A 22679-nucleotide genomic window follows, 5' to 3' on the forward strand; every position below is an offset into this window, starting at 1 on the left:
CGCTTGGCGTGCGAACCCCGCCGATGACTATAGATGCCACGACATGAGCATGCAGATGGTCAGCCGGCTGAAGATCTTTTTGTTTGATGTACCGCCATCGCGAGCAAGCTCGGCTCCCACAGGAGAGTTGTGGCGAGGTGTCTTGCGCAGATAAATGCGCGAATAGATGCCTACCCGCGCTCATTCTCGAGAAATACCCGCCAGCAACCCCTCAACCTATCGTAATCTCGCATCTGTATAAGCCCAGCCCCGCAACCGGCCGAGATCTTCCCCCGATGCCCTCCATCTACCAACTCAAGCCCGCCTTTCAAAACCTGCTGCGCCCCATGGTTCAACGCCTCTACAACAACGGGGTCACCGCCAACCAGGTCACCCTGCTCGCGGGTATCGTCTCGGTGTTGGTGGGGGCGGTCATTGCCTGGTTCGCCAGCCATCCGTGGATTTTCGTCCTGGTTCCGGTCTGGATGTTCCTGCGCATGGCGTTGAATGCGGTGGATGGCATGCTGGCGCGGGAATTTGGCCAGCAATCCCATCTGGGCGCCTACCTCAACGAGCTATGCGATATCATCGCCGACGTTGCCCTGATCCTGCCTTTTGCCCTGTTTGCCGATACCAGTCTCCTGCTCGTGTTGTTGGTCACGCTGTTGGCGCTGTTCAGCGAATACGCCGGCGTGCTGGGGGCGATGGTAGGGGCTTCGCGGCGCTATGACGGGCCGATGGGCAAGAGTGACCGCGCCTTCGTGTTTGGCGTGTTGGCGACCGGTATTGCCCTGGGTTGGCTCGGGGCGCTCTGGATAAATGGTGTGATGGCGGTGGTTGCCGCCCTGCTGGTTTATACCTTGGTCAATCGGGTGCGTCATGGCCTGGGCCAGGTGAAGGAAAACGCTCCCTCAGCATAAAGGAACTTGCAATGCGCGAAGCCCAACACCGGACATTCACCACCCACGATGGCGTGGAACTGTTCTACCAACACTGGCCGGCTGTCGACGCGGCAGCGGGTGAACCCCGCCAGGCTGTGTTGTTGTTTCATCGTGGTCATGAGCACTCCGGGCGCATCGCGCACCTGGTGGATGAGCTGGACCTGCCCGGGTTCGACTTCTTTGCCTGGGACGCCCGTGGCCATGGCCAGTCGCCGGGTGAACGGGGCGACAGCCCGAGCTTCGCCACCAGTGCGCGGGACGTGCAGACGTTCTGCGATCACATCGGCGCAGCGCATGAGATCGACGAAGCAAACATCGCCGTGGTCGCACAAAGCGTCGGCGCGGTGATCGTGTCCACCTGGGTCCACGACTACGCGCCGCGCATTCGCTCGCTGGTGCTGGCGTCGCCGGCGTTCAAGGTCAAGCTCTACGTGCCGTTCGCCCGTCCAGGCCTGGCGCTGATGCGCAAGTTCCGCGGCAATTTCTTCGTCAACAGCTACGTCAAGGCGAAATTCCTCAGCCATGACCCGGAGCGGGTGGCGTCCTACGACAGCGATCCGTTGATCACCAAGGCCATTTCGGTGAACGTGCTGCTGGGCCTGTACGAAGCCGCCGACCGCGTAGTGGCCGATGCCCAGGCGATCCAGGTGCCGACGCAGTTGTTGATCTCCGGCTCGGACTTCGTGGTACACCGCAAACCCCAGGAACAATTCTTCGAGCGCCTGGGCAGCCTGCACAAGGAAAAGCACATCCTGCCGGGCTTCTTCCACGACACCCTGGGCGAGAAGAACCGTGCGCCAGCCGTTGCCAGTGCGCGCCGCTTCATTCTGCAAAACTTCGCCCGACCGCTGGACCGCCCTTCCCTGCTGGACGCCGATCGCCTGGGCGCGACCTGCGCCGAAGCCGAAACCCTGGCCACGCCGCTGCCCCACAACTCGCTACGCGACCTCTACTGGCGCATGACCCGTGCCAGCATGCGCTTTGGCAGCAAGTTGTCGGCGGGGGTGAAGCTGGGCTTCGACACCGGGTTCGACTCCGGCAGTACCCTGGATTACGTCTATCGCAACCGCCCCACCGGCACCTCGGCGCTGGGCAAGATGATCGACCAGAACTACCTGAACTCCATCGGCTGGCGCGGCATTCGCCAGCGCAAGCTGAACGTCGAGGAGCTGCTGCGCCTGGCGATGGCCGAGTTGCGCGCCCAGGACCGCGAGGTGCGCATAGTCGACATCGCCGCCGGCCATGGCCGCTACATTCTCGAAGCCCTGCAAGGGGTCAGCCCGTTGCCCGAGTCGATCCTGCTGCGCGACTACAGCGACATCAACGTGCGCGATGGCAGTGCGCTGATCGTTGAAAAAGGCTTGGGCGATATCGCTCGATTCGTCAAAGGCGATGCCTTCGACCGCCAGGACCTGGCGGCGCTGGAGCCCAAGCCGACCCTCGCCGTGGTGTCGGGCCTGTACGAGTTGTTCGCCGACAACCAACTGGTCGGCGGCTCCCTCGCGGGCCTGGCCGAAGCCGTGGAGCCTGGTGGTTTCCTGGTCTACACCGGCCAGCCGTGGCACCCGCAGCTGGAACTGATCGCCCGTGCCCTCACCAGCCACCGCGCCGGCCAGGCCTGGGTGATGCGTCGACGTACCCAGGCGGAAATGGACCAATTGGTTGAGGCGGCGGGCTTCCGCAAGATCACCCTGCGGGTCGATGAATGGGGCATTTTCAGCGTTTCGCTGGCGCAGCGAGTGCAGTAATGAACGCCGTCATCGCTCCGGCCCGCGAACCCGCACTGCTGAAACCGGCGGTGCTGTGGCTGCTGTTGTTGGCGCCGCTGTTCTTCACCACCTACGGCTTCGCCACCTGGGTCACTTCCCAGCGTGACGACGTCGGCACGTTGGTGTTCGCCTGGGAAACCCACATGCCGTTCATGGCCTGGACCATCGTGCCTTACTGGTCGATCGACCTGTTGTACGGCCTGTCCTTGCTATTGCCCAGCAGCCGTGACGAACTCAAGCGCCATGCCTTGCGCCTGCTCACGGCCCAGGTGATTGCGGTCAGTTGCTTCCTGCTCTGGCCGTTGCGCTTCACCTTCCCCGGCCAGAGATGGATGGTGTGTTCGGTTGGTTGTTCGAGGTGCTGGCGGGTTTCGACAAGCCGTTCAACCAGGCGCCGTCACTGCACATTGCGTTGCTGGTCATCCTTTGGGTCTGCTATCAGCGGCATTTGCAGGGGGTCTGGCGTTGGCTGATGCACGGTTGGTTCGCGTTGATCGGCGTGTCGGTGCTGACCACGTATCAGCATCACTTCATTGACCTGCCCACGGGCGCGTTGGCCGGTTGGCTGTGTGTCTGGTTGTGGCCGCTGGATCGACCCAGTCCGCTGCTGAGTGCGCGTCTGGCGGCGGATCCTGCTCGCCGACGCTTGGCCTGGCGTTATGGCCTGGGCGCGGCGGCGCTGTTCATTCCGGCGTTTGCCTTGGGCGGCGCGTGGCTCTGGCTGATCTGGCCGGCGGTCGCGGTGCTCATGGTGGCGCTGAATTACCTGGTGTTCGGTGCCGACGGTTTCCAGAAGCGTGCCGATGGGCGCTTGAGTCCGGCAGCGCGCTGGTTGCTGGCGCCGTATCTGGCGGCGGCGTGGATCAATTCTCGTTGGTGGACGCGCAAGCATCCGCAACCGGATCAGGTGGCGGATAACGTCTGGCTGGGGCGAATCCCCACGCCGATGGAATTGAACGACAGTGCGTTTACCGGCGTGCTCGACCTGTGCGCGGAACTGTCCATGGACAGCACGGGCGTCGCCTATCGCTCATTGCCGGTGCTCGACCTGACGGCGCCGACCGCCGAACAATGCCTGACAGCGGCAGAAGCTATCGAAAGCCTGCGCCAGCACGGGCCGGTGCTGGTCTGCTGCGCCTTGGGTTATTCGCGCAGCGCCACGGCGGTGGTGGCCTGGCTGCTGCACAGTGGCCGGGCGGCGAACGTTGATGCGGCGATCGTGCAAATCCAGCGCGCCCGACCGCGTATCGTTTTGCAGGCGGCGCACCGTCGGGCGCTGGAGCAATTATCCACAGCACAGGGGCATGTCCATGATCAGTGATATGGAGCTCCACACCGTGGCGAGCCTGTTGCGCCGGGGTCATTCGCTGGACCAGCTGTCCACCGGGCTGACGCTGCTTGGGGCGCTGCTGGGGTTGGGGCAGTGGCTGGTGGGCCTCATCGATCCATGGTTGCTGCTGCTGAGTGCGGCGCTACTGGTGCTCGGCGTGCTGGAAAAATACTGGGCGCTGCGCGTGGCGTTTGACGCCGATCTGTTCCAGCGCATGGCTGACAGCACCCAGTCCCTGGCCGAGCGCACCTATACCCTGGATCAGGCCCTCACCGCGCTGGGCCTGCAACCGGCCGCACGTGCTGGTCGCCTCTGGACCGAACGCCGGCATGGCGCATTGTTGCTGCTGCGTCGGCAGTCACGCTTATTGGCCGTACAAGTCGTCCTGGTGCTGGGCTTCATCCTGGCCAGTCCCTGGTTGGCTTCAAGTATCTAGATAGGCTTCTGTGGTGAGGGAGCAAGCTCCCTCACCACAGCTGTTAAAGATTGCGTCACTACCCGAACTTCTCAGGACAAGGAATCTTCATGTTCGAACCCGTGGTCGCCAACCTCATCACCTCCGCCGCCCGCATGGTCACCGGCGCGCGCAGCCTGTGGCTCGGCTGCGCGCCGACGCCGGTGCAACGGATCTACTTCGCCAACCACAGCAGCCACGGTGACTTCGTATTGCTCTGGGCCTCGCTGCCGCCGGCGCTGCGCAAGCTTACCCGCCCGGTGGCGGGGGCCGACTATTGGCAGACCAGCCCGGTGCGTCGCTACATCATCAACCGGGTGTTCAACGGCGTGCTGGTGGACCGCGAGCGCAAGGATCCTTCCTACAGCCCATTGCAGCCGATGCTCGATGCACTGGAAAACGGCGACTCGCTGATCATCTTCCCGGAAGGCACGCGTAATCCGGAGGAAGGCCTGTTGCCCTTCAAGAGCGGGATCTATCACTTGATGAAAAATCACCCCGAGGTCGAGGTGATCCCGGTGTGGATCGCCAACCTCAACCGCGTCATGCCCAAGGGTCGTGTGCTGCCGCTGCCGCTGTTGTGCACCACCAGTTTCGGCGCGCCGTTGTGCATCGAAGAAGGCGAAAGCAAAGAGCAATTCCTTGAACGCAGCCGCGCCGCGCTGCTGGCACTGGCCCCGGAGCACGTCTGACATGGATCGATATACCCTGATGTTGTTTGGCGGGATCGGCGCCATTCTGGTGCTGGCTTCGTTGATCGGTTTCATTCTCAGGCTGAAAACCCGCGGCGCGCCGAATTCGGTGATCGATAACCTCAACGCCCGGATCAACGCCTGGTGGATCATGGTGCTGGTGATCGGCGTGGCGTTCTGGCTCGGCAACGCGGCGGTCATCCTGTTGTTCTACGCCGTGTCGTTCTACGCCCTGCGGGAATTCCTGACCCTGACACCGACCCGGCGCAGTGACTACCCGGCCCTGGTGGCGGCGTTCTACCTGGCGCTGCCGCTGCAATACCTGTTGATCTACTACGACTGGTACGGGCTGTTTTCGATCTTCATCCCGGTGTATGTGTTCCTGCTGCTGCCGATCCTGGCGTCCCTGGGCGGCGATAGCACACACTTCCTTGAGCGCGCCTCCAAGGTCCAGTGGGGCTTGATGATCGCGGTGTTCTGCATCTCCTTCGTCCCGGCCCTGCTGACCCTGGACATCGCCGGTTTCGAAGGCCGCAACCTGTTGCTGATCGCCTACCTGGTCATCGTGGTGCAGCTGTCGGATGTGTTGCAGTACGTGTGCGGCAAGCTGTTCGGCAAACACAAGATCGCGCCGAATCTGTCGCCCTCGAAAACCGTCGAGGGCTTTGTCGGCGGCATTTTCCTGGCCTCGCTGATCGGTGGCGCGCTGTGGTGGATCACGCCGTTCAATCCGTGGCAGTCGTTCCTCATCGCCTTGCTGATCAACCTGCTGGGCTTTGCCGGTGGCATCGTCATGTCGGCGATCAAACGCGACCGCGGCGTCAAGGACTGGGGCCACATGATCGAAGGCCACGGCGGCATGCTCGACCGCCTGGACTCGGTCTGCTTCGCCGCGCCGATCTTCTTCCACCTGGTGCGGTACTGGTGGACCTGAGCAAAGTCTTCGGTGAACACCTGAACCTGTGGGAGCACAGCCTGGGGGCAGGTACTCACCCGTCCCTGTGGGAGCAAAGCTTGCTCGCGAAGCAGCCGCCTCGGTCAGTCAGAAAGACCGCGTCGCCTTCGTCGCGGGCAAGCCTTGCTCCCACAGGGAAGCACACAGCACCTGGGGGACTTGTGGCGGTCAGTCGAGGATCAGGTGCGGCAGGAACCGGCTGGAATCCTTGGTGATCAGGCTGTTGTCTTCCCGCACGCCAATGCCGGCTGCCTGGTCGCCGATGACCCAGGAACCGATCAGGGTGTAGCTGTCGTCAAACTTCGGCAGCGGCGCGAATTCCTGGAGGATGAACGGCGCGTCGGTGTAGGGGCCGTCTTCTTTTACAATCAAGCCGTCAGCGGTCTGCAGCTCGATGTTGGCACCTTCCCGGGAAAAGAACGGCTTGCGCACCCAGCCCTTGGGCACCGCTTTACTGGTGTCGGTATCCAGGTGAGCCGCGAGCAGGTTCGGGTGGCCTTTGTTGAATTCCCACAGCAGCGGCAGGATGCCTTTGTTCGAGATGATCGACTTCCAGGCCGGCTCGAAAAACTGCGTATCACACTGGGCAATCGCCGCACCAAAAGGCTCATGGAAGATGAACTCCCAGGCATGCAGCTTGAACAGGTGTGGAATCCAGCGCTCTTCCAGGTCGACGAAACGCCCGTCACTGTTGAGGCCGATGTCTTCGATATCGATGTGCCGCGACTCGATGCCGACTTTTTCCGCGATCAGGCGCAAGTAGTCCGTGGTGCCTTTGTCTTCGATTGAGTCTTTCATCGAGGCGAAATAAAACGGCTGGGTGAGCTGCAACTGGGCGAAGGCCTGGTGCAGCTTGGTGTCGATGCTGTTGAACTGGTCGGCATGGGCCGGCAGCGTGCCGCGCTCGATGCATTGCTCCAACCAGCCCCACTGGAACGCCGCCGCTTCGTAGAGGCTGGTCGGCGTGTCGTAGTTGAGTTCCAACAGCTTGGCCGGACCGCTGCCGTTGTAGGAGAAATCCATGCGCCCATACAGGTGCGGGTGGCCTTCAAGCCATGAAGTGCGCACCAGGTCGAAGAACGGCGCGGGAATGCTCAGGCGCTCCAGCAACTCTTCGCTCTGGACCACGCGGGCCACGAGGTCCATGCACATGTCATGGATCTCGGTGGTCGGGTCTTCCAGGTCGTCCTCGATCTGCTTGAGGGTGAACTGGTAGTACGCGCTTTCGTCCCAATAGGGTTCATCGTCGATGGTGTGGAACAGAAAGCCGAGCTGCTCGGCGGTCTGCTTCCAGTCAGGACGCTCGGCGCAATGGATCTTCTTCATGGCGCTGGTTCCTCAACCGCCGGAGCTGCTCGAACCGCCCCAACCGCTGCGGGCACTGGACTTGCTGCCGAAGCCGCCACGGGAGGTGGATGAGGCAACGGACATCGGCTTGCTGCTGGACTTGATGGAGTCGGTGTAGCTGCCGTATCGCGCCTGGTTGGACCTGGTGAACGTCGAGCCTGTCGACACCCGCTGGCTGAGCGTGGAGGAGCCGAAGCTGCCACGATCATCGCGGTAGCGGTAGACCGGCTCGGAGAAATAGCTGTTGCGGTTGCTGCTCAGCATGTTGCCGATCAGCAATCCGGTCAGCAGGTTGCTGAAACCTCCACCGGTATTCATCGCTTCCGAGGCCGGCAATTGGGCCCTGGCCGCGTCCACTTCCGATTGCGTAACCTCGCCCTCGGCACTCAGCTCGAAACCACCCAGCTTGGGGATGAACTTGCCGGCGGAATCCTGCTGGCACCAATCGGGGACAAAGTCGGCATCGCAATCGGCCTGGTTGTCGTACACCGGCGCAATGCGGCGATGCTCCGTCATGGCAGTCATGTAGGCGTCAGCACAAATGTCTACCGGCAGCTTTTCATCGACACATTGCTGCACGGACTGGAAGTTGTACTTCTTTTTCAACTCGTAGGTTTTTTCCGTCGGCCCGCAGCCGGATATCGCCATGGCGACCGACGCGGCCAGCGAAAGCTGGACATACTTGCTTCGTTTCATCGCGTTCTCCGTGGCGCAATCAGTTCGTGGACGGCGTCATGCACGCGGCGTTCAACAGGCCGACGCTGATGGCCACGGCGGCGATGTAGATACCGGCGGCGATTTCACCCTGCTTGATGCGCGCCGAAGCGCCCTTGAGCACCAGGCTGGTCACCAGGAACGCCAGCAACTGGACGACCGCGGCGATCACCGTCCAGACGACGAAGTCCAACATGCTGATCGAGTAGGCAATCACGTTGCTGGCCGGGATGGCGAAACCAATGAGGGCACCGCTCAGGGCGATCGCCGCAGCCACGTTGCCCGAGCGGATCAGTTCGAACTCTTTGTGCGGCGTGACATGGATGTAGATGAACTGGAACAGCGCAAACAGCACGGCGGCGCCGAGGATGTACAGGGCGAAGCCGAACACGGCGGCCTTGTTCAGGGAAATGGAGAGCGCTTCAAGCATGGACTTCTTCCTTATTCAAAGAGTGTTCAGGTCAGTGGTGTACAGCGAAATACCCAGCGAAGTGCTCAGGCTGACGGTGCCTTCGGCGTCCTCTTCGACGGAGAACAACAGGAACTCCCGGCGATCCGTCAGGCCGGTGTCGCGGGCGTACAGCATCGAACGGTGCTCGACGCTGTAGGACTCATCCGGATTGCTCACGCGCTCGCTCAACGTCACCAATTCTGTCTGGCCCGCCTCGGTGCCCCATTCGCGGGTGTATTCGACGCCGTCGTGGGTGTAGGTCGGCAGGCCGATCAGGCTTTCAGGGCCGGCCAGGCGACGCAACTCCGCTTCGCTGTTGATCGTGACGTAGCTGAGGTAGTTGAACAGGATCACCGACTCGACCTGCCCGGCGATGTCGCCGCTGGTGTGCACTTGCAGCCAGTAGTCTTCGTCGTTCATGTAGCAGCGCGACAGCCAGTTCGACTGCCCGAGGTCGACGATGCCCAGGCTCCAGATCTGTTGGGAACCCGGGATGACCACGGTGCTGTTGCCGTCGAGCAACAACTTGAGCGTGGCATCGAACATGACCTGCTTGCCGGAGGCCAGGCCCAACGGCCCGGTGACGGGCGCGCCCTGGCTGGCTGTGGTGTTTGCGTTCGGGGCCTCGAGCCCCATCAACTGTTTAAACCACCCCATGGGAAATTTCCTTGAGTCGCGTGGAGGCGATGTAGAAGAGTTCTCCGCCCACGACGCGCGTGGCGCCCGGCGGGTTGATCGCTGGGTGTCGGGCGCCCTGGGCGCGGTAGCCGATCAGCGTAGCGTTATGCTGCTCTTTCATCCGGGTGTAGAGCTCGCCAAACGTCGCTTCAAACGCCTCGGGCAGTTTCATCAGGTACTGGGTGGCGCCTTCGCCCACACAGAGCAACTCATTGATGACCACTGACGAGCCCGGGTCCTGGGAGGCCCGCACCAGCATTTCGATGGCCATGCTGGAGGTGCATTCCAGACTTGGGGCATAGGCGCTGGCGAGGGCGGCGATTTCGCTGTCATTGAAGTGGGCGACCACATGCCCGGCAGGCCCCAGTTGATTGACCGCCAGTACGGTGGCCAGGGTCAAGTCGTCGGAATGGGTGCGCACCAGCACGCGTTCGGCACCCGGCACGCCAGCGCGCTGCAGCAGTGCGACGGAGGACAGGCTGTCGCCCTTGATGAAGGACGCCTTGCCGGGCATGGGGTTTTCTTCGAGATCGCAATCGCAGATGACGATCAGGTTGTCATTGGAGGTTTCGTCCTGCAGCAGCAGGTCAATGACCCGTTCGCTGGAGGCGCCCTCCCAGCCGATGAGAACCGTGTGGCCGACCTTGCCGGTGAAATCGCCTTTGCCCTTCATGCCTTTTCTCCAAACATCGATGACGCTGCTGGTGGTTTTGCCGATGACCGTCGTCAACAGGGCAATGCCCCCGAGCATGATCCAGGTCGCCACGAAAATTCGCCCGGCGGATGTCTGTGGCAACAGATCGCCATAGCCGACGGTGAGCGTAGTGGTGAGATAGAAGTAGATAAACGTGGCGGCGGCGATGAGGTGTTGCTCGCCCAGCAGCACCAGGCCGATCCAGGCCGTGGACAGGTGCACGCCCAACGCAATGGCCAGGCCGGCCCAGCCGAACCGATGGAAGAAGGACGATGCGTACGAGCGCAACAAAAGGAAAATCGACATTTCGTCCCTGACTCCGTGGGGCTTCGTTCCTGGCGGGATCATCGCTCTGGCGTGTGAGCGCTCGAACGTAGTGGCCGGACAGCATTAAACCTGTTGCGGCGCTTGGATAAAAGTACCTGCGTCACAATTAAATCCAGGAGCGCCGGACACTATTGTGGCGAGGGAGCTTGCTCCCGCTGAGCCCTAGAGGCTGTGTAGGAGCTGTCGAGTGCAACGAGGCTGCGATCTTTCCCCAAACACTTGAATCCCAAGCGAAAGATCAAAAGATCGCAGGCTTCGCCAGCTCCTACAAAGTCGAGCGGGAGCAAGGCCACAGGTTTTGTGCTCGGCGTGCCTTGATTGTTCAGCCCGAACAGATCACTCAGCCGATTTTTTCTTCAGGCGTTCCAGGATCGCATTGGCGCTGCCTTCGTTCGGCGTGATGCCGGCATCGCGCAGCTTGCGTTCCAAGTCGGAGCCGGTCGAAGCTTCGGCCAGTTCGTCCTGGGCTTGCAGTTCAGCGGCACGTTGCTGTTGCTTGGCCTGCAGGCGGTTGAGCGTACCGACGGCGGTTTCCAGCTTGCCATTGGCGCCACCGCTGGCGATCGAGGCACTGACCTGGGCCTTCTGCACACTTTCGCGGGCCTTGGCCATGTCCACTTGCTGACGCAGGCTCTTGATGCGGCTTTCGGCCTTGGTGATGTCCTTGCGCATGTTGTCCGCGTAGCCGCCGAATTCGGTCGCGTGCTTTTGCTCGGCGTCCAGTTCGTTGGTCAGGGTCGAAATGGCTTCGGCCACTTCCAGCGCCAGGTCTTCGCGGTTGGCCTGGATCGCGGCCAGGGCCTTGGCTTCCAGGTCCTTGATCTTGGCGTTGTATTCGCCGACGCGATCGGTCGCCAGCTTGTGCTTGGCCATGATGGTGACCAGCTCACGCTTGGCATTGGCCAGCGCGCTGTCGGCATCGCGGATTTCCTGGTCGAGGATGCGCAAGGCCTGTTGGTCGACGATCGATTCGCCGACTTCGTTGGCACCGCCACGCAGGGCGGTGAACAATTTGCTCCAGATGGACTGAGTCATTGGATGGTTCCTGTTCGGCGAATTAGATGAAGAAGCGTTCGAACGCTTCGCTGGCGCGCTGGACGTTGTCGACGAGGGTTTTGACCTCGGTGACGACGTTGGTCAGGCTGGAGTCGGAGCTCAGCGCGCCGAACATGTTGTAGACGACCTGTCCGTTGGGCATGGTCTCGATGCCGATGGACGACAGCGGGAACATTTCCCGGCTGCGCAACACGGCGTCGTTGAAGGCCGCCACGTCGCTGATCGACTCGACATCCACCAGGACGGTATCGACGATGATCTGGTCGCCCACGACTGCGATGTAGATCGGCAAGCCACCGAAGTCATTCATTTCCAGCTTGATGCTGGACTCGGAGCCTTGGACGAGGGAGAGAGTGATGTCGTTCGCGACCACTTCGTCCAGGGCCTGAAGGGCGCTGTAGAGGCGATCGATGTTCCAGTTATTACCTGCGCTCATGTAATCCTCCGACATGAATGAGCCAGCCAGAATCGGTTGGCGTAGCTGTTTCTCCATTTGCTTGAGCAGGCTTCGGTTTTCGGGAAGCACCCAAGTCTCGTGTTTCACATACCCGGCGGCACTCAGGCCCGCACGCATCTGCTTCATGTAGAAGCTCGACGGTTTTTTCGCAGAGGGCTTGGCGCGCTCTCCCGTGCGGCTCGCTGAATCGGTCACAGACCCGTCAGGCGGATCTGATGGAGCGCTGGTTGGCATGGTACTGACCCCACTGTGAAAAACTCACGCGTGAGAAACACTACAGGTAGTTTCAAAAGCCCACAATAGCTCACGCGTGAGTTTTTTATCTGTCACAAATGCTGACACCCCCTGTGGGAGCGAGCTTGCTCGCGATAGCGGTTTATCCGTTTGCAGAGAGGCTGGATTTACCGACGCCATCGCGAGCAAGCTCGGCTCCCACAGTTTTTTTTGAGCGTTCACAGATCAGGCATCCACCATCGATCCTCTGCGGGAGCTGAGCTTGCTCGCGATAGCGGTTTATCCGTTTGCAGAGAGGCTGGATTTACCGACGTCATCGCGAGCAAGCTCGCTCCCACAGTTTTTTTGAGCGTTCACAGATCAGGCGTCCACCATCGATCCTCTGTGGGGGGAGCTGAGCTTGCTCGCGATAGCGGTTTATCCGTTTGCAGAGAGGCTGGATTTACCGACGCCATCGCGAGCAAGCTCGGCTCCCACAGTTTTTTTGAGCGTTCACAGATCAGGCGTCCACCATCGATCCTCTGTGGGAGCTGAGCTTGCTCGCGATAGCGGTTTATCCGTTTGCAGAGAGGCCGGATTTACCGACGCCATCGCGAGCAAGCTCGGCTCCCACAGTTTTTTTGAGCGTTCACAGATCAGGCGTCCACCATCGATCCTCTGTGGGGGAGCTGAGCTTGCTCGCGATAGCGGTTTATCCGTTTGCAGAGAGGCTGGATTTACCGACGCCATCGCGAGCAAGCTCGGCTCCCACAGTTTTTTTGAGCGTTCACAGATCAGGCGTCCACCCTCGATCCTCTGTGGGGGGAGCTGAGCTTGCTCGCGATGGCGGTTTGCCCGTTTGCAGAGAGGCCGGATTTACCGACGCCATCGCGAGCAAGCTCGGCTCCCACAGTTTTTTTGAGCGTTCACAGATCAGGCGTCCACCATCGATCCTCTGCGGGAGCTGAGCTTGCTCGCGATAGCGGTTTATCCGTTTGCAGAGAGGCTGGATTTACCGACGCCATCGCGAGCAAGCTCGGCTCCCACAGTTTTTTTGAGCGTTCACAGATCAGGCGTCCACCATCGATCCTCTGTGGGAGCTGAGCTTGCTCGCGATGGCGGTGGGTCAGCTTGCATTGATGCTGGATGCAAGACCGTCATCGCGAGCAAGCTCGGCTCCCACAGGGGGATCTCCACAGGCTGCAACATCAGTTGTCGCTGCTGATGGCGGCTTACGGATAGCTGAAGCTCTTGACCAGCGTCAGCTCACCCACCGCCCGCATCGGCACGACGAAGGTTTCCATCTTCTCGTTCAGCGTGCCTTCCTCCGTGATCACGGTGACTTGTGCGGTGGTCAGGGCTTGTTGCGCTTGCTCTCCACCGCCCTCGCCCTCTTCGCCGTCCTCTTCACTGCGATAACCGCCGCCGTAATAGTTCACATACACCAGGTACTGGCCTTTGATCGGCGCGGGCATGGCGAAGATTTCCGGGCCGTAGCCGGTGGTGACGTCGACGTCGAGGGCGGCGCCGTTGGCAGCGGCGCGGTCGCCGTACCAGATGTGCGCACCATCGGGGGTGACCAGGTGCAGGTCCAGGTCGGTGCCGTCGCTGTCCCAGGTCAGCAACACCCGCAGCTTGGCCGGCGTGGCGCCGCCACTGGTGTTGAGAAATTGCGTGCGGTGGCGCTGCTGGCCGTCGGCGCTGCGCACTTCCACGCTGTTGCTGCCGTTGGGGAACGAGAACGGCCGGTCGAAGCGACCTTCGCCATCCAGCTTCAGCGGCAAGCTGACACCATTGACGATCAACTGGCCCGGCGCATTGCTGTCCTTGGGCGCACCTTTGATCTGCCCGGTAATGCGGGCGGTATTGGCCTGGCCTGGGGGCGTGTTGACCGACGAGGCCGGGTAGTTGACGGTCTGGCTGAAGCTTTCGCCTTCACCGCCCGGCGCCCCGCTGCGCCAGCCGCCAATGGGGGTGTCGAGCTTGATGGCGTCAGCGGCCATGGCCGGTGGCAACGCGGTCAGGGCGCAGAGCAACAGCAAGACCTGTGGATAACGGAGTGTCATGGTCTATTCCAGCAAGAGGTGACGGGCGAGCCCTTCGATATAGGTTTCGTCCTGGCCGTTGGGGTGAGCTTCGAAGGCCAGGTGCAGATATTCATGGGTCAGGTCGAGGCGGTCTTGCAGCGACAGCACGCCGCGCACATAGATGCGCTGGCGCTCGCGGTCGACATACGGCCGGCCAAAGGCAACGCGGCAGACGGCGAAAGTGCTGATTTCGTTGTAGCCCACTTCACCTTCCAGCCGCTCACGCCAGCCCCGGCGCTGCTTGAGCAGCCAGTCCTGGGCGGCGGGCAGCGCCTCGCAGGACGCCACCGGATTGTCCCAGCGGCTGAGGCTGGCACGCGGGTAGGCGTGCAGCAGGATGGCGTCGTAGCGTTGACCGGCGTTGGCTTGTTCTACGGCTTGCGCCCAGGAAAGTTTGTCCGGGCCGGGCTGGTCGGAGTGGTAGGTGACGTCGGTGCCGGCCAGGACCAGGTCGCTGGTCCAGGCGGCAATGGCGCGGGTTTCAGGCGCCGCCGGGCGTGGCGCGACGCGCTGGCGATGGCTGCTGTCGTCGATGCTCAAGCAATCACCGTTGCGTTGGGCGTTCTGCAGCAGATAGGTGCGGATCGCCACGGCCAAGGCCTTGGCGGCTTCGACGGGCTCGGCCTTGGCTTCGCGCTGCAGGACCCGGGCGACGTATTCCTCCCGGTCCAGGCGCGCCACCAGCTTGCCGGGCATCAGGAACAGCTCGCCATCGCTGTGGATGTCCAATTGGTTGCCGTTGGTGAATTCGACGCGGTAATCACCGCGCAATTGACCCGGCGCGGCAGGCCGGTCACCGGCCATCACCCGCTGCCAGGGATAGCGGGCAAACAGGCCGACTTCCACGCAACGCCCGGTTTCCGCCGGCCAGCGGGACGGCAATGCCGCCGCCAAACCTTCGCCGTAGACCTTCAGGACTTGCTGGCTGGTGCCACGGCCCCCGGCCCACACCGGAGTGCCGTCGGCCAGCCAACCGGCGAAACCGCCTTGTCGGGAGGAAGGCCCCTGGTCACCCAGCCAGCTCCAGGTCTTGACCCGCAGGCGACTGCCCAACTCGCCGACCAGCCGCCCGTCCGCCGCGCCGAGCACCACATCCAGCAGCACCCGACGGGCCTGGTCCTGGGCCGGCAGCATGGCCAGGGCCTTGAGCAGTTCCGTGACCGGTACCTGCGTCTGGGGCTGCAAGGCCGGCAGGTCCAACAACCAGGCCGGCGCCTGGCGGGCCTGCCAGTAAGCGCGCCAGTTCGAGGCCGAAAGCCCGAGCCGCTGCGGTTCGAAATACAAACCGCAGGATTTCACCAAGGCTTGATCGCGACCGATGCTCTGCCCGGCATTGCAGCAATAGACCTCTTCCTTCGACTCGCCGCGGCACTCATAGACCGGCTCGCGAGCGTCGGTGTCCACCAACCAGGCGTAGACAAACAGTTTCCACAGACTGCCCAGTGGCGCCTGCAAGGAAGCAGGCAGCGGCTGGCGATCCAGCACCTGGGCCTGGCTCACTCGCAGCAATTGACCGTCGAAGGCCAGGCGCAACGGCTCGTCCTGCGCCGTTGCCAGCGCAGGGATCAAGCACAACAACCACCCAACCCACCGCCTGCGCATGTCAGTTGACCGTGACCTGACCAAGCGCAGGTTTCTGTTCACGAGCCTGATTCTGCGGCGCGTAGACCTGGGTGAAGCGCACTGGTGGCAAGGTGAACTGGCCTTTCTGGGAGAAGCGCACCAAGTGCCGCAGGCGCAGCTCGCCACTGAGGGCGTCCACCGGTACCGCGTACGCCATCTGGCCGGGCTCGAAGCGGGCCTTTTCCAGGGACGTCGGTTCGCTGTCGGCCTTGCCCATCAACTGGATGCCCCACGTGGTGCGCTCCACATCGGCCCCCGGCGGCAGCGGCACTTCGAGCATGCCATAGCGCAGCGGCGTCGAGGCCTTGCTGTTGATGATCACTTCATCCAGGTAGAGGCTGTCGCTGGACAACGGCTTGTTGCCCACGGCTTCGAGCTTGAAGGTGAAGGCCTCGTCCCCCGGTACCAGGCGCGACAGACGCCGGGTGATGGACACCGCCATTGGCGCTACCGGTGGTTGCTGACTCTGGAAGCTCAGTGCCGCTTGCAATGGGCGCTCCTGGGCACCGGTCAGGGTCAGCGTCGTTGGAAGCTGCGCGCCCTGCCACTGCCAGTAGGTTTCACCGGTCACGCCCTGCTTGACGGCCCAGCCTTCGCCCGGTGCCAAGGCCACGGCCGGCGCTGCCTGTTCGATGCTGCGCTGCAACCAGGTCAGGGCCAGGGCCCGTTCCAGGGTGGACTGCTGTGGCAACACGCGCTCCAGCAGCGCGGTGGCGCGGGCCTGATCGAAGCTCTGCAACGACAGTACCAGGGCCTCGACGAACGGCTGGGAGCTGAGTTCCAGTTGCTGTTGCGCCGCATCGGCTTGACGGCTGAAGGCCGCCGGCAACGGCACCTTGGCCTGTTTCGCCAGGGACGCGGTCAAGACACGGGCGCTGGCCAAGCCAAGGGCCGAATCCGGCGCGTACATGACCAGGCTGTCTTCACCGCTGTCCAGCACGCTCTCGCTGCTGTCTTCACTGGCCTTCGCCAGATCGTCCATCAGGCCGCTGAGCAAGGTGTTCACCGGGAGTTGCATCTGCTTGGCGAACGACAGGATCAACGCCCGTTGCAGCAGCGGCGTATCACTGGCCTGCTTGGCGTAGACCTCCAGCACCCGCTGCCAGTGTTCCGGCGGCAGGCTCAGGGCCAGGGCCTGGCTGGCGTGCCAGTCGGCGTAATAGGCATAGGCGGTGAGGAAGGCATCCGGCTCACCGTCCTGGCCCCACCAGGTGAAGCTCGCCGACGGCCCGGCCATCTGCACCAGGCGCAAGCGGCTGTTTTGCATGATCAACCGCAAGCGGTCGCGGATCTGCGGGTTCGACGCCAGGGTCGGATAGGCGATGCTCAACGGCAACAGACGGCTGGCGGTCTGCTCGACGCCTCCGTACGGGTAGCTCAGCAGGTCGTCCAGGGCCGAACGGAACAATGCTTGCGGGCTGTCATCCAGGCGCAGGCGAATATCGCTGGCGTCGGCCGGCAGGGTCAGCGGGGTGTCGACGCCTGCCACGTCAACGCGCTGGCTCTGGGTGACTTGCCAGCCGTTGCCAATGGCGTTCAAGTGCATGGCCAGGGCGTCCTGGGTTTCGCCGTTCAACTGCAACTGCACGTTCAAGTCGCCACTGCTCAGCTCCATGGCCGGCAGCGCCACGTAGTTGATGCCGTTTTTCAGCTCCGCCACCACACGCTGCTCAGCGCCGGCGTAACGGATCAGCAGTTCGGCCTTCAGTGGTTTTTCCGATTGGCTGAACGCGAACAGGCCCAGTTGCGGCTTGTCGCCCGTGCGGAAACGGGTCGGGCCGCTCCACTTCAGGTACAGCGGTTTTTCCGAGGCGATGAACTGCTTCTTCTGCCCCACCTGGCCGTCGTCAGCGATCGCCTTGGCCGTGATGCGCCAGCGGGTCAGGGAGTCGGGCATCTTGAAGGTGAAGCGCGCCTTGCCGCTGGCGTCGGTGACCAGCTCCGGCTGCCAAGCGGCGGTGTCGACGTCTTCACGCCGCGGCCGCTCCAGCACCTTGACCCCACGTTCGCTGCGGTTGGCCTTGCCCGGCGCACCGGGGCTGCCTGGCAGCGCCACGTCGTAGCTGATGAACGACAGGCTGGCACTGGTGCGCACGTTGTTGCGACGCGGGTGATAGAAGAACTGGTCGATGGTCGGCGCGACTTCCGGTTGCAGGGCATAGACCATTTCGTCCACCACGCTGACCGTCAGGTGCGCCGGGATCGCCTTGCCGGCGAACTGGGTGCTCAGGTCCACGGTCACCGTGTCGCCGGGGCGGTAAGTCGCCTTGTCGGTGACGACGGCAACGTCGATCTGCGGCGTGACCACCTTGATGCCGGCGTTCTGGAAGCTGTACTGGCCGCCCTTGGTGTACAGCACCGAGAAGGTCAGGTTGGGCGCAAAGCTATCCTTCACGGCGATGCGCGCGCGGTATTGGGTGTCGCTGAGTTTTTCCATCTTCAGCCAATCGCCGCCCTTGGACAGCAGCGCCGTGGCCTCGACCTTGTCCCGCTCCAGCGACAGCAACGCATCGCTGACCGGTTCCGGGAAGGTGATCAGCGCCAGCGCTTCGTCACCGGTCTTGTATTCAGGCTTGTCGAAGACGATCTCGACCGTGCCCGGCACGGCCTTGATGCCTTCACCGGTCACCGCATGGGCGGCGGCGCCGATGACCCGGCCATGGTCGTCCTTGAGCGTCAGGTTGTAGGTACCCGGGCGTTCGAAGGTCAGGCTGAAGCCCTTGTCCTTGGCCGCCAGCTTGCCTTCGCCGGTGCTCTGGTCTTCCAGGCGCACCCAGGCGTAGCTGCCGGGTGTCACGGCCTTGGCTTGCTCGTTGCCGCCTTCGTTGGCGTAGCTGAACGCCACTTTCTGGCCGACGGCGCTGAAGCGCTGGGGTGCGCTCAGGCGGAAATTCGCCGCGCCACGGTCGATGAGGATTTCCTTGGTGGTCTTGACCCGATACGCCGCACCATCGCTGGCGAACACGGTGAGGGTGTAGCGGCTCGGCTTGTCGGCGGCCGGCAGGTCGAGGGTCGCGTTGCCCTTGGCGTCGGTGGTCACTTCGCTGCTGGTCAGTTCCACCGGGAATTGCCCCAGGTATTGCAGCTCGTTATCCACCATCGACAGTTGCTGGGCGCGCAGGCTCAGGCTCACTTTGGCATTCACCACGGGCTTGCCGTCCGGGTACAGCAACACGAGGCTGCCCTTGACCGGCTCGCCAGTACGGTAATCCTGCTTGGCCAGGTTCAGGGCGATCTCGAAGTGCGGCTTGATGTATTCGGCCACGCGAAAGGCGCTGCTGTAGAGCTGGTCCTTGTAGCTGAAGCGCAGTTCATAACCGCCGGCCACGGCGTTTTCCGGCAGTTGGAAACGACCTTGGGTGCCGGCCTTGGCGTCCAGCTTCAGGGCCAGGGTTTGCAGCGCGGTGCCGGTGGCGTCCAGCACGCTGACATTCACGTCGGCGGCGGTCGGCTGTACCGAATCACGGGCGTTCTTGAACTCACGGCCAACGATTTTCAGCGACACCCAATCCCCCGGGCGGTACAGCGGCCGGTCGGTGAAGGCATAGAGCTTGGTGTCGTAGATTTCGCTGTCGTAATAGAAGTTTTCCGAGACGAATACCCCGCCCTCCTCGTCTTCACCGATCACGAACGAACGTTCCGGACTGACGTGCTTGAGGCGCAGCAGACCGTCTTCATCGGTGGCACCGCTGCTCATCACGCCCAGGCCGTCGGTCCACAGCACATTGACCTTGGGCACCGAACGCCCTTCATGCTTGCGTGCGGCCCAGACCAGCAATTCGTCGCCGGCAATCTTGCTCACGGCCACGGTGTTGGAGACGAAGACCATGGTGGTCGCGCGGTACTTGCCGATCAGCGCTTCCACCAGGTACAGGCCCGGCTTCAACTGGCCCAGCGGCACATAGACGTTGCCTGGCGCGACGCTGACGAACTCACTGGAGGAACCGGCCAGGTTGACCCCGGCTGGCGGCTGGATCGGCTTGGCCTGCCACAGCGGATAACGGAACTGGCTGACCACCGGCAAGCCCGGGATCAAGGCGAACTGTGCCGGCGCTTCATACGGCGTCGGCGCGACCAGGGCGTCGCCAATCTTCAATTCCGGCACTTCTTCGGTGACTTGCTGGCGGGACTCGTAGGAGAACGCCCGTTGCATCACCCGACGAGACTTGCGGTACCAGTTGTCCCACAGGTACGCGAGGGTGTTCGACAGGCCTTCGCCCTTGAACTGGCCGTCGCTGACCACGCGGTGCAGGTTCTTCTGGCGCTTGAGGAAATCCAGCGGCTTGTCGATGCGATAGACGCGGATGTCGGCGCCGCCGTAGGGCTCCATGCGGAACCGACGGTAGTCGCGGCCCGGCGCTTCGAGGCGAACCATGGCCTGTTCGTCGCTGGCGAAGCTGCTGTCGGCCAGCAGGAAGAAACTTTCACCGGCCACCGGCGTGTAGCCGCTGGGCTCCACCGTGTCTTCGGCATTCACGACAGGTGCCAGCAACAAGGCGAACAGCAGGGGCAATTTTGAACACAAGCGCAACATGCGGGCACCGGTCATTGGGAGAGAAAGTTGAGTCGATAGACGCCGATGAAGTTGGGGTTGGCTGCGTCGGGTATCCATCGGGTGTCCTTCCAGTTCATGAGTTGTTGCAGGCTTGCGGAGCGCATGCCGTTGTCAGTAGGGGTTGTAGTGCCGGTGTGATAGGCGATGTAGCGGCCCATCCAGATCATCAGGTGCTGGTCGTCGCCCTGGTCGAAGAACATCAGGTCGCCGGGACGGGCCTGGGCGACATCGCGGCCCACCAGGCGACTGTTGAACTGGATCAGCTTGATGGCGTTGACGTAGGGCCCGACCTTGCCGCCGCCCTGCTGCCATTGCTGGGCGAGGCGCCGTTGCGCATCGCTGAGCGGCAGTTCCGGCGGCAGGTAGCGATTGGACAGGCCATTGCTGCGCAGCCATTTTTCATCGTGGACCTTGAGCGCTCCGTTGGCGGCAAAACGCACCAGCCCGGCGCAGTCCTGCTGATACCAGCGCGGGCTCGGGCCTCTGCTCAGTTGTTCCTGGGCAATGCGCACGAACCAGGCGCGAAAGACCTGGGATTGCTGCACATCCAGCGCCGGCGCCTCGACGGCAAGCGCCGGCCCGCCGAGCAACAACGCCAGCAGCAACGTCAACGCGGGGTTGCGGATCAGTGCTGTCACAGCGCTTTCCATTCCAGCGGCAGCCACTGCCAGTGACCATCCGGCTCGCTGCCTGCAGGCAAGGTCAGCGCGTACTTGCCATAGCCACCGAGGGTGCGCAGTTTCGGGATCAGGTAGGTTTGCGCGGCGTTGTAGAACACCGGTTCCATGTCCTGGGGCAAGCTGTCGAGGGTTTCACGCTGCATCAGTTGCGCCATGGAATCCGGGCCGAAGTAGACCGGCATCAGCAGGTCCTTGGGCACGACGTCGGCCATGGGCGGGAAGCGTTTGTCGAGGGTGCCGAGGGCCTTGTCCACGAGTTTGTCATCGAGGGAGAACAGCAAGGTCGAACCATGGCGTGCCAGGCTGACCCGCAGGAACGCCTTGCCGGTAATCGCCTCGGGCTGCTCCGCTTCCTTGGCCAGGTAGGGGCCGAAATTGGAGCTGACCTGACGCAACCACTGGTGTGTCGAGCCTTGTTGTTTCTCGACGACCGGGAAGGCATGTTCGGCGACATTGTTTTCGTAGGCGCCGACCATCGAACCGAACAGGTTGCCCAGGTCGGCATCGAGCTTGCCATCGTCTTCATTCAGGCTCGCCACCAACAGCGGCGTGTACAGGCGCGAATCGGCGTACCAGCACAGGCCTGCGGCGCCGGCCACATGGTCGACCATGGCCTGGGCGGCTTTTTCGTCGGCGCCGAGTTTGACCAGCAACGGTTTCTGTTGCTCGGCGGCCAGGGGCAAGGCTACGCAGGCGCTGGCGCCCATGGGCATGGCTTGCCAGATCGGCTTGAAGTCGAAGTCCGGCTGGTTCTCCAGTTCGTCCATGGCCAGGAAGCTGTGCCAGCCCTTGTCGTCCATGTCGAAACGCAAACCGGCGAAGTTCGGGATGAAACGCTGGTAGCCCATGGCGAGCACGCTGGCGTTGACCGAGATGCGTTGCTTGACCTCCGGCGCCTTGGGCGGCAGGCCGAAGGCTTCGGGGAACAGTTTGTCGCCGTTGAGCAAGGCAGCCAGGGCAGTCGTCGAAACGCTGCCCGGTTCAACCGCGGAGCCGCTGGCCGGGTCGTACAGCTTGGTCGGGTTGGACAGCACCACCAGCTTGTCGCCATGGGAGGCGAAGAGCAGGGATTTGCTGGCGTTGTAGCTGAGCTGGTAGAGCGCAACGTCGTCACCGCCGACCTTCAGGTCGCTGAGCTTGCTCAGTTGCGCGTCATCCAGTGCGACTTTCGCCAACGGCTCCAGCACCTTCGCCAGGCCGCCGCGATCCATCACCAACAGGAAATCCTTGAGGCGACCGTCCGCACCGCGCCACAACGCGACATCGGCCGGCTGGTCGAAAAGCTCTTCGATCAGGCTGTCCTGCAGCTTGAGGTCATGCTCGTAGATGATCCGGCGCAGGCTGCCGATCAGCCCGAGGCGGTCGGCGTGGGCCTCGTAATAGAAGACGAAGTCCTCGGTGAGCGTGGCCTTGAGGAACGGCACCGCCAACAGGTCCTTGGGCAACTGGCTCAGGGAGTGCGCCTCGAGCAAGCCGTCGGGGCGACTCAGGCCGAGTTTTTCCAACGCCAACTCCATGGGTGGCGCCTTGGGCTTGGTCATGAACCAGCCCAACCCGGCGGCCACACCCGCGACCAGGCACAGCCCGATCAGTATCGCCGGCCAGCGGCGCACAGGTTTGGCGACAGGGGTCGGCGTGGTCGGGGAAGCAGTGTTGTCGCTCATATTCACAAGGGCC

At 62.8% G+C, this 22679-nt stretch carries 17 protein-coding genes and 1 pseudogene; 6 read left to right on the top strand and 12 right to left on the bottom strand.

Going from position 1 to position 22679, the window contains the following annotated elements; genetic code table 11:
* The first annotated feature begins 275 nt into the window (after positions 1-275).
* The 6 genes and pseudogenes from ACZ5M5_RS27120 (at position 276) to ACZ5M5_RS27145 (ending at position 6099) form a co-directional block, all read left to right on the top strand.
* Complete coding sequence (locus ACZ5M5_RS27120; protein ID WP_103309243.1) at positions 276-899, top strand: CDP-alcohol phosphatidyltransferase family protein; 624 nt, start codon at positions 276-278, stop codon at positions 897-899.
* A gap of 11 nt (positions 900-910) precedes the next feature.
* The gene (locus ACZ5M5_RS27125) at positions 911-2668 is read left to right on the top strand and encodes a bifunctional alpha/beta hydrolase/class I SAM-dependent methyltransferase (protein WP_464738223.1); all 1758 of its coding nucleotides are present in this window, start codon (positions 911-913) and stop codon (positions 2666-2668) included.
* Positions 2668-4010, top strand: a pseudogene (locus tag ACZ5M5_RS27130) (phosphatase PAP2/dual specificity phosphatase family protein). Before ACZ5M5_RS27125 ends, ACZ5M5_RS27130 begins: the two are co-directional and overlap by 1 nt.
* Entirely contained in the window at positions 4000-4455 is a 456-nt protein-coding gene (locus ACZ5M5_RS27135; RefSeq protein ID WP_060740440.1) for a hypothetical protein, read from the top strand. The pseudogene ACZ5M5_RS27130 and the gene ACZ5M5_RS27135 overlap by 11 nt, the downstream one beginning before the upstream one ends.
* 89 nt (positions 4456-4544) lie before the next feature.
* A complete protein-coding gene (locus tag ACZ5M5_RS27140; RefSeq protein WP_003205972.1) occupies positions 4545-5165 on the top strand; it encodes a lysophospholipid acyltransferase family protein in 621 nt (206 codons plus the stop codon).
* A gap of 1 nt (position 5166) precedes the next feature.
* A complete protein-coding gene (locus tag ACZ5M5_RS27145) occupies positions 5167-6099 on the top strand; it encodes a phosphatidate cytidylyltransferase (protein ID WP_060740439.1) in 933 nt (310 codons plus the stop codon).
* A 189-nt stretch (positions 6100-6288) separates the two neighbouring features.
* On the opposite strand, the gene ACZ5M5_RS27150 is transcribed toward ACZ5M5_RS27145, so the two are convergent.
* The 12 genes from ACZ5M5_RS27150 to ACZ5M5_RS27205 all read right to left on the bottom strand — a co-directional run bounded on the left by ACZ5M5_RS27150 (position 6289) and on the right by ACZ5M5_RS27205 (position 22666).
* Entirely contained in the window at positions 6289-7446 is a 1158-nt protein-coding gene (locus ACZ5M5_RS27150; RefSeq protein ID WP_092172849.1) for a glutathionylspermidine synthase family protein, read from the bottom strand.
* Positions 7447-7458: 12 nt separating this feature from the next.
* Entirely contained in the window at positions 7459-8163 is a 705-nt protein-coding gene (locus ACZ5M5_RS27155; protein WP_060740437.1) for a DUF1190 domain-containing protein, read from the bottom strand.
* 19 nt (positions 8164-8182) lie between these two features.
* Positions 8183-8611, bottom strand: a complete 429-nt coding sequence (locus ACZ5M5_RS27160) for a DUF350 domain-containing protein (protein WP_060740436.1) — start codon at positions 8609-8611, stop codon at positions 8183-8185.
* A 15-nt stretch (positions 8612-8626) separates the two neighbouring features.
* A complete protein-coding gene (locus ACZ5M5_RS27165; protein ID WP_464738224.1) occupies positions 8627-9289 on the bottom strand; it encodes a DUF2491 family protein in 663 nt (220 codons plus the stop codon).
* Entirely contained in the window at positions 9276-10310 is a 1035-nt protein-coding gene (locus tag ACZ5M5_RS27170; RefSeq protein ID WP_060740434.1) for an ion channel, read from the bottom strand. The genes ACZ5M5_RS27165 and ACZ5M5_RS27170 overlap by 14 nt, the downstream gene beginning before the upstream one ends.
* Before the next feature lie 357 nt (positions 10311-10667).
* Positions 10668-11366 (bottom strand): PspA/IM30 family protein, encoded by a 699-nt coding sequence (locus ACZ5M5_RS27175; protein ID WP_003185899.1) that lies wholly within the window; start codon positions 11364-11366, stop codon positions 10668-10670.
* Between the two features lie 22 nt (positions 11367-11388).
* Entirely contained in the window at positions 11389-11970 is a 582-nt protein-coding gene (locus ACZ5M5_RS27180; protein ID WP_003205989.1) for a YjfI family protein, read from the bottom strand.
* A 1319-nt stretch (positions 11971-13289) separates the two neighbouring features.
* The gene (locus ACZ5M5_RS27185; RefSeq protein WP_464738225.1) at positions 13290-14123 is read right to left on the bottom strand and encodes a YfaP family protein; all 834 of its coding nucleotides are present in this window, start codon (positions 14121-14123) and stop codon (positions 13290-13292) included.
* Positions 14124-14126: 3 nt separating this feature from the next.
* Positions 14127-15746 (bottom strand): DUF2300 domain-containing protein, encoded by a 1620-nt coding sequence (locus ACZ5M5_RS27190; RefSeq protein ID WP_464738226.1) that lies wholly within the window; start codon positions 15744-15746, stop codon positions 14127-14129.
* A gap of 1 nt (position 15747) precedes the next feature.
* Positions 15748-20316, bottom strand: coding sequence for an alpha-2-macroglobulin family protein (locus tag ACZ5M5_RS27195; protein ID WP_464739463.1), 4569 nt, complete (start codon positions 20314-20316; stop codon positions 15748-15750).
* Complete coding sequence (locus ACZ5M5_RS27200; protein WP_464738227.1) at positions 20313-20972, bottom strand: DUF1175 domain-containing protein; 660 nt, start codon at positions 20970-20972, stop codon at positions 20313-20315. Before ACZ5M5_RS27200 ends, ACZ5M5_RS27195 begins: the two co-directional genes overlap by 4 nt.
* Positions 20957-22666, bottom strand: a complete 1710-nt coding sequence (locus tag ACZ5M5_RS27205; protein ID WP_060740428.1) for a DUF2138 domain-containing protein — start codon at positions 22664-22666, stop codon at positions 20957-20959. The genes ACZ5M5_RS27200 and ACZ5M5_RS27205 overlap by 16 nt, the downstream gene beginning before the upstream one ends.
* Positions 22667-22679 lie beyond the last annotated feature (13 nt).

The sequence above is a fragment of the Pseudomonas sp. Van50 genome (assembly GCF_055390755.1).

Coding starts and splice junctions, on each gene's coding strand:
- ACZ5M5_RS27170 (WP_060740434.1), bottom strand. CDS start 10,310: ATGTCGATTTTCCTTTTGTTGCGCTCGTACGCATCGTCCTTCTTCCAT.
- ACZ5M5_RS27180 (WP_003205989.1), bottom strand. CDS start 11,970: ATGAAGCAGATGCGTGCGGGCCTGAGTGCCGCCGGGTATGTGAAACAC.
- ACZ5M5_RS27165 (WP_464738224.1), bottom strand. CDS start 9,289: ATGGGGTGGTTTAAACAGTTGATGGGGCTCGAGGCCCCGAACGCAAAC.
- ACZ5M5_RS27150 (WP_092172849.1), bottom strand. CDS start 7,446: ATGAAGAAGATCCATTGCGCCGAGCGTCCTGACTGGAAGCAGACCGCC.
- ACZ5M5_RS27120 (WP_103309243.1), top strand. CDS start 276: ATGCCCTCCATCTACCAACTCAAGCCCGCCTTTCAAAACCTGCTGCGC.
- ACZ5M5_RS27205 (WP_060740428.1), bottom strand. CDS start 22,666: ATGAGCGACAACACTGCTTCCCCGACCACGCCGACCCCTGTCGCCAAA.
- ACZ5M5_RS27185 (WP_464738225.1), bottom strand. CDS start 14,123: ATGACACTCCGTTATCCACAGGTCTTGCTGTTGCTCTGCGCCCTGACC.
- ACZ5M5_RS27175 (WP_003185899.1), bottom strand. CDS start 11,366: ATGACTCAGTCCATCTGGAGCAAATTGTTCACCGCCCTGCGTGGCGGT.
- ACZ5M5_RS27145 (WP_060740439.1), top strand. CDS start 5,167: ATGGATCGATATACCCTGATGTTGTTTGGCGGGATCGGCGCCATTCTG.
- ACZ5M5_RS27200 (WP_464738227.1), bottom strand. CDS start 20,972: ATGGAAAGCGCTGTGACAGCACTGATCCGCAACCCCGCGTTGACGTTG.
- ACZ5M5_RS27195 (WP_464739463.1), bottom strand. CDS start 20,316: ATGACCGGTGCCCGCATGTTGCGCTTGTGTTCAAAATTGCCCCTGCTG.
- ACZ5M5_RS27125 (WP_464738223.1), top strand. CDS start 911: ATGCGCGAAGCCCAACACCGGACATTCACCACCCACGATGGCGTGGAA.
- ACZ5M5_RS27135 (WP_060740440.1), top strand. CDS start 4,000: ATGATCAGTGATATGGAGCTCCACACCGTGGCGAGCCTGTTGCGCCGG.
- ACZ5M5_RS27155 (WP_060740437.1), bottom strand. CDS start 8,163: ATGAAACGAAGCAAGTATGTCCAGCTTTCGCTGGCCGCGTCGGTCGCC.
- ACZ5M5_RS27190 (WP_464738226.1), bottom strand. CDS start 15,746: ATGCGCAGGCGGTGGGTTGGGTGGTTGTTGTGCTTGATCCCTGCGCTG.
- ACZ5M5_RS27160 (WP_060740436.1), bottom strand. CDS start 8,611: ATGCTTGAAGCGCTCTCCATTTCCCTGAACAAGGCCGCCGTGTTCGGC.
- ACZ5M5_RS27140 (WP_003205972.1), top strand. CDS start 4,545: ATGTTCGAACCCGTGGTCGCCAACCTCATCACCTCCGCCGCCCGCATG.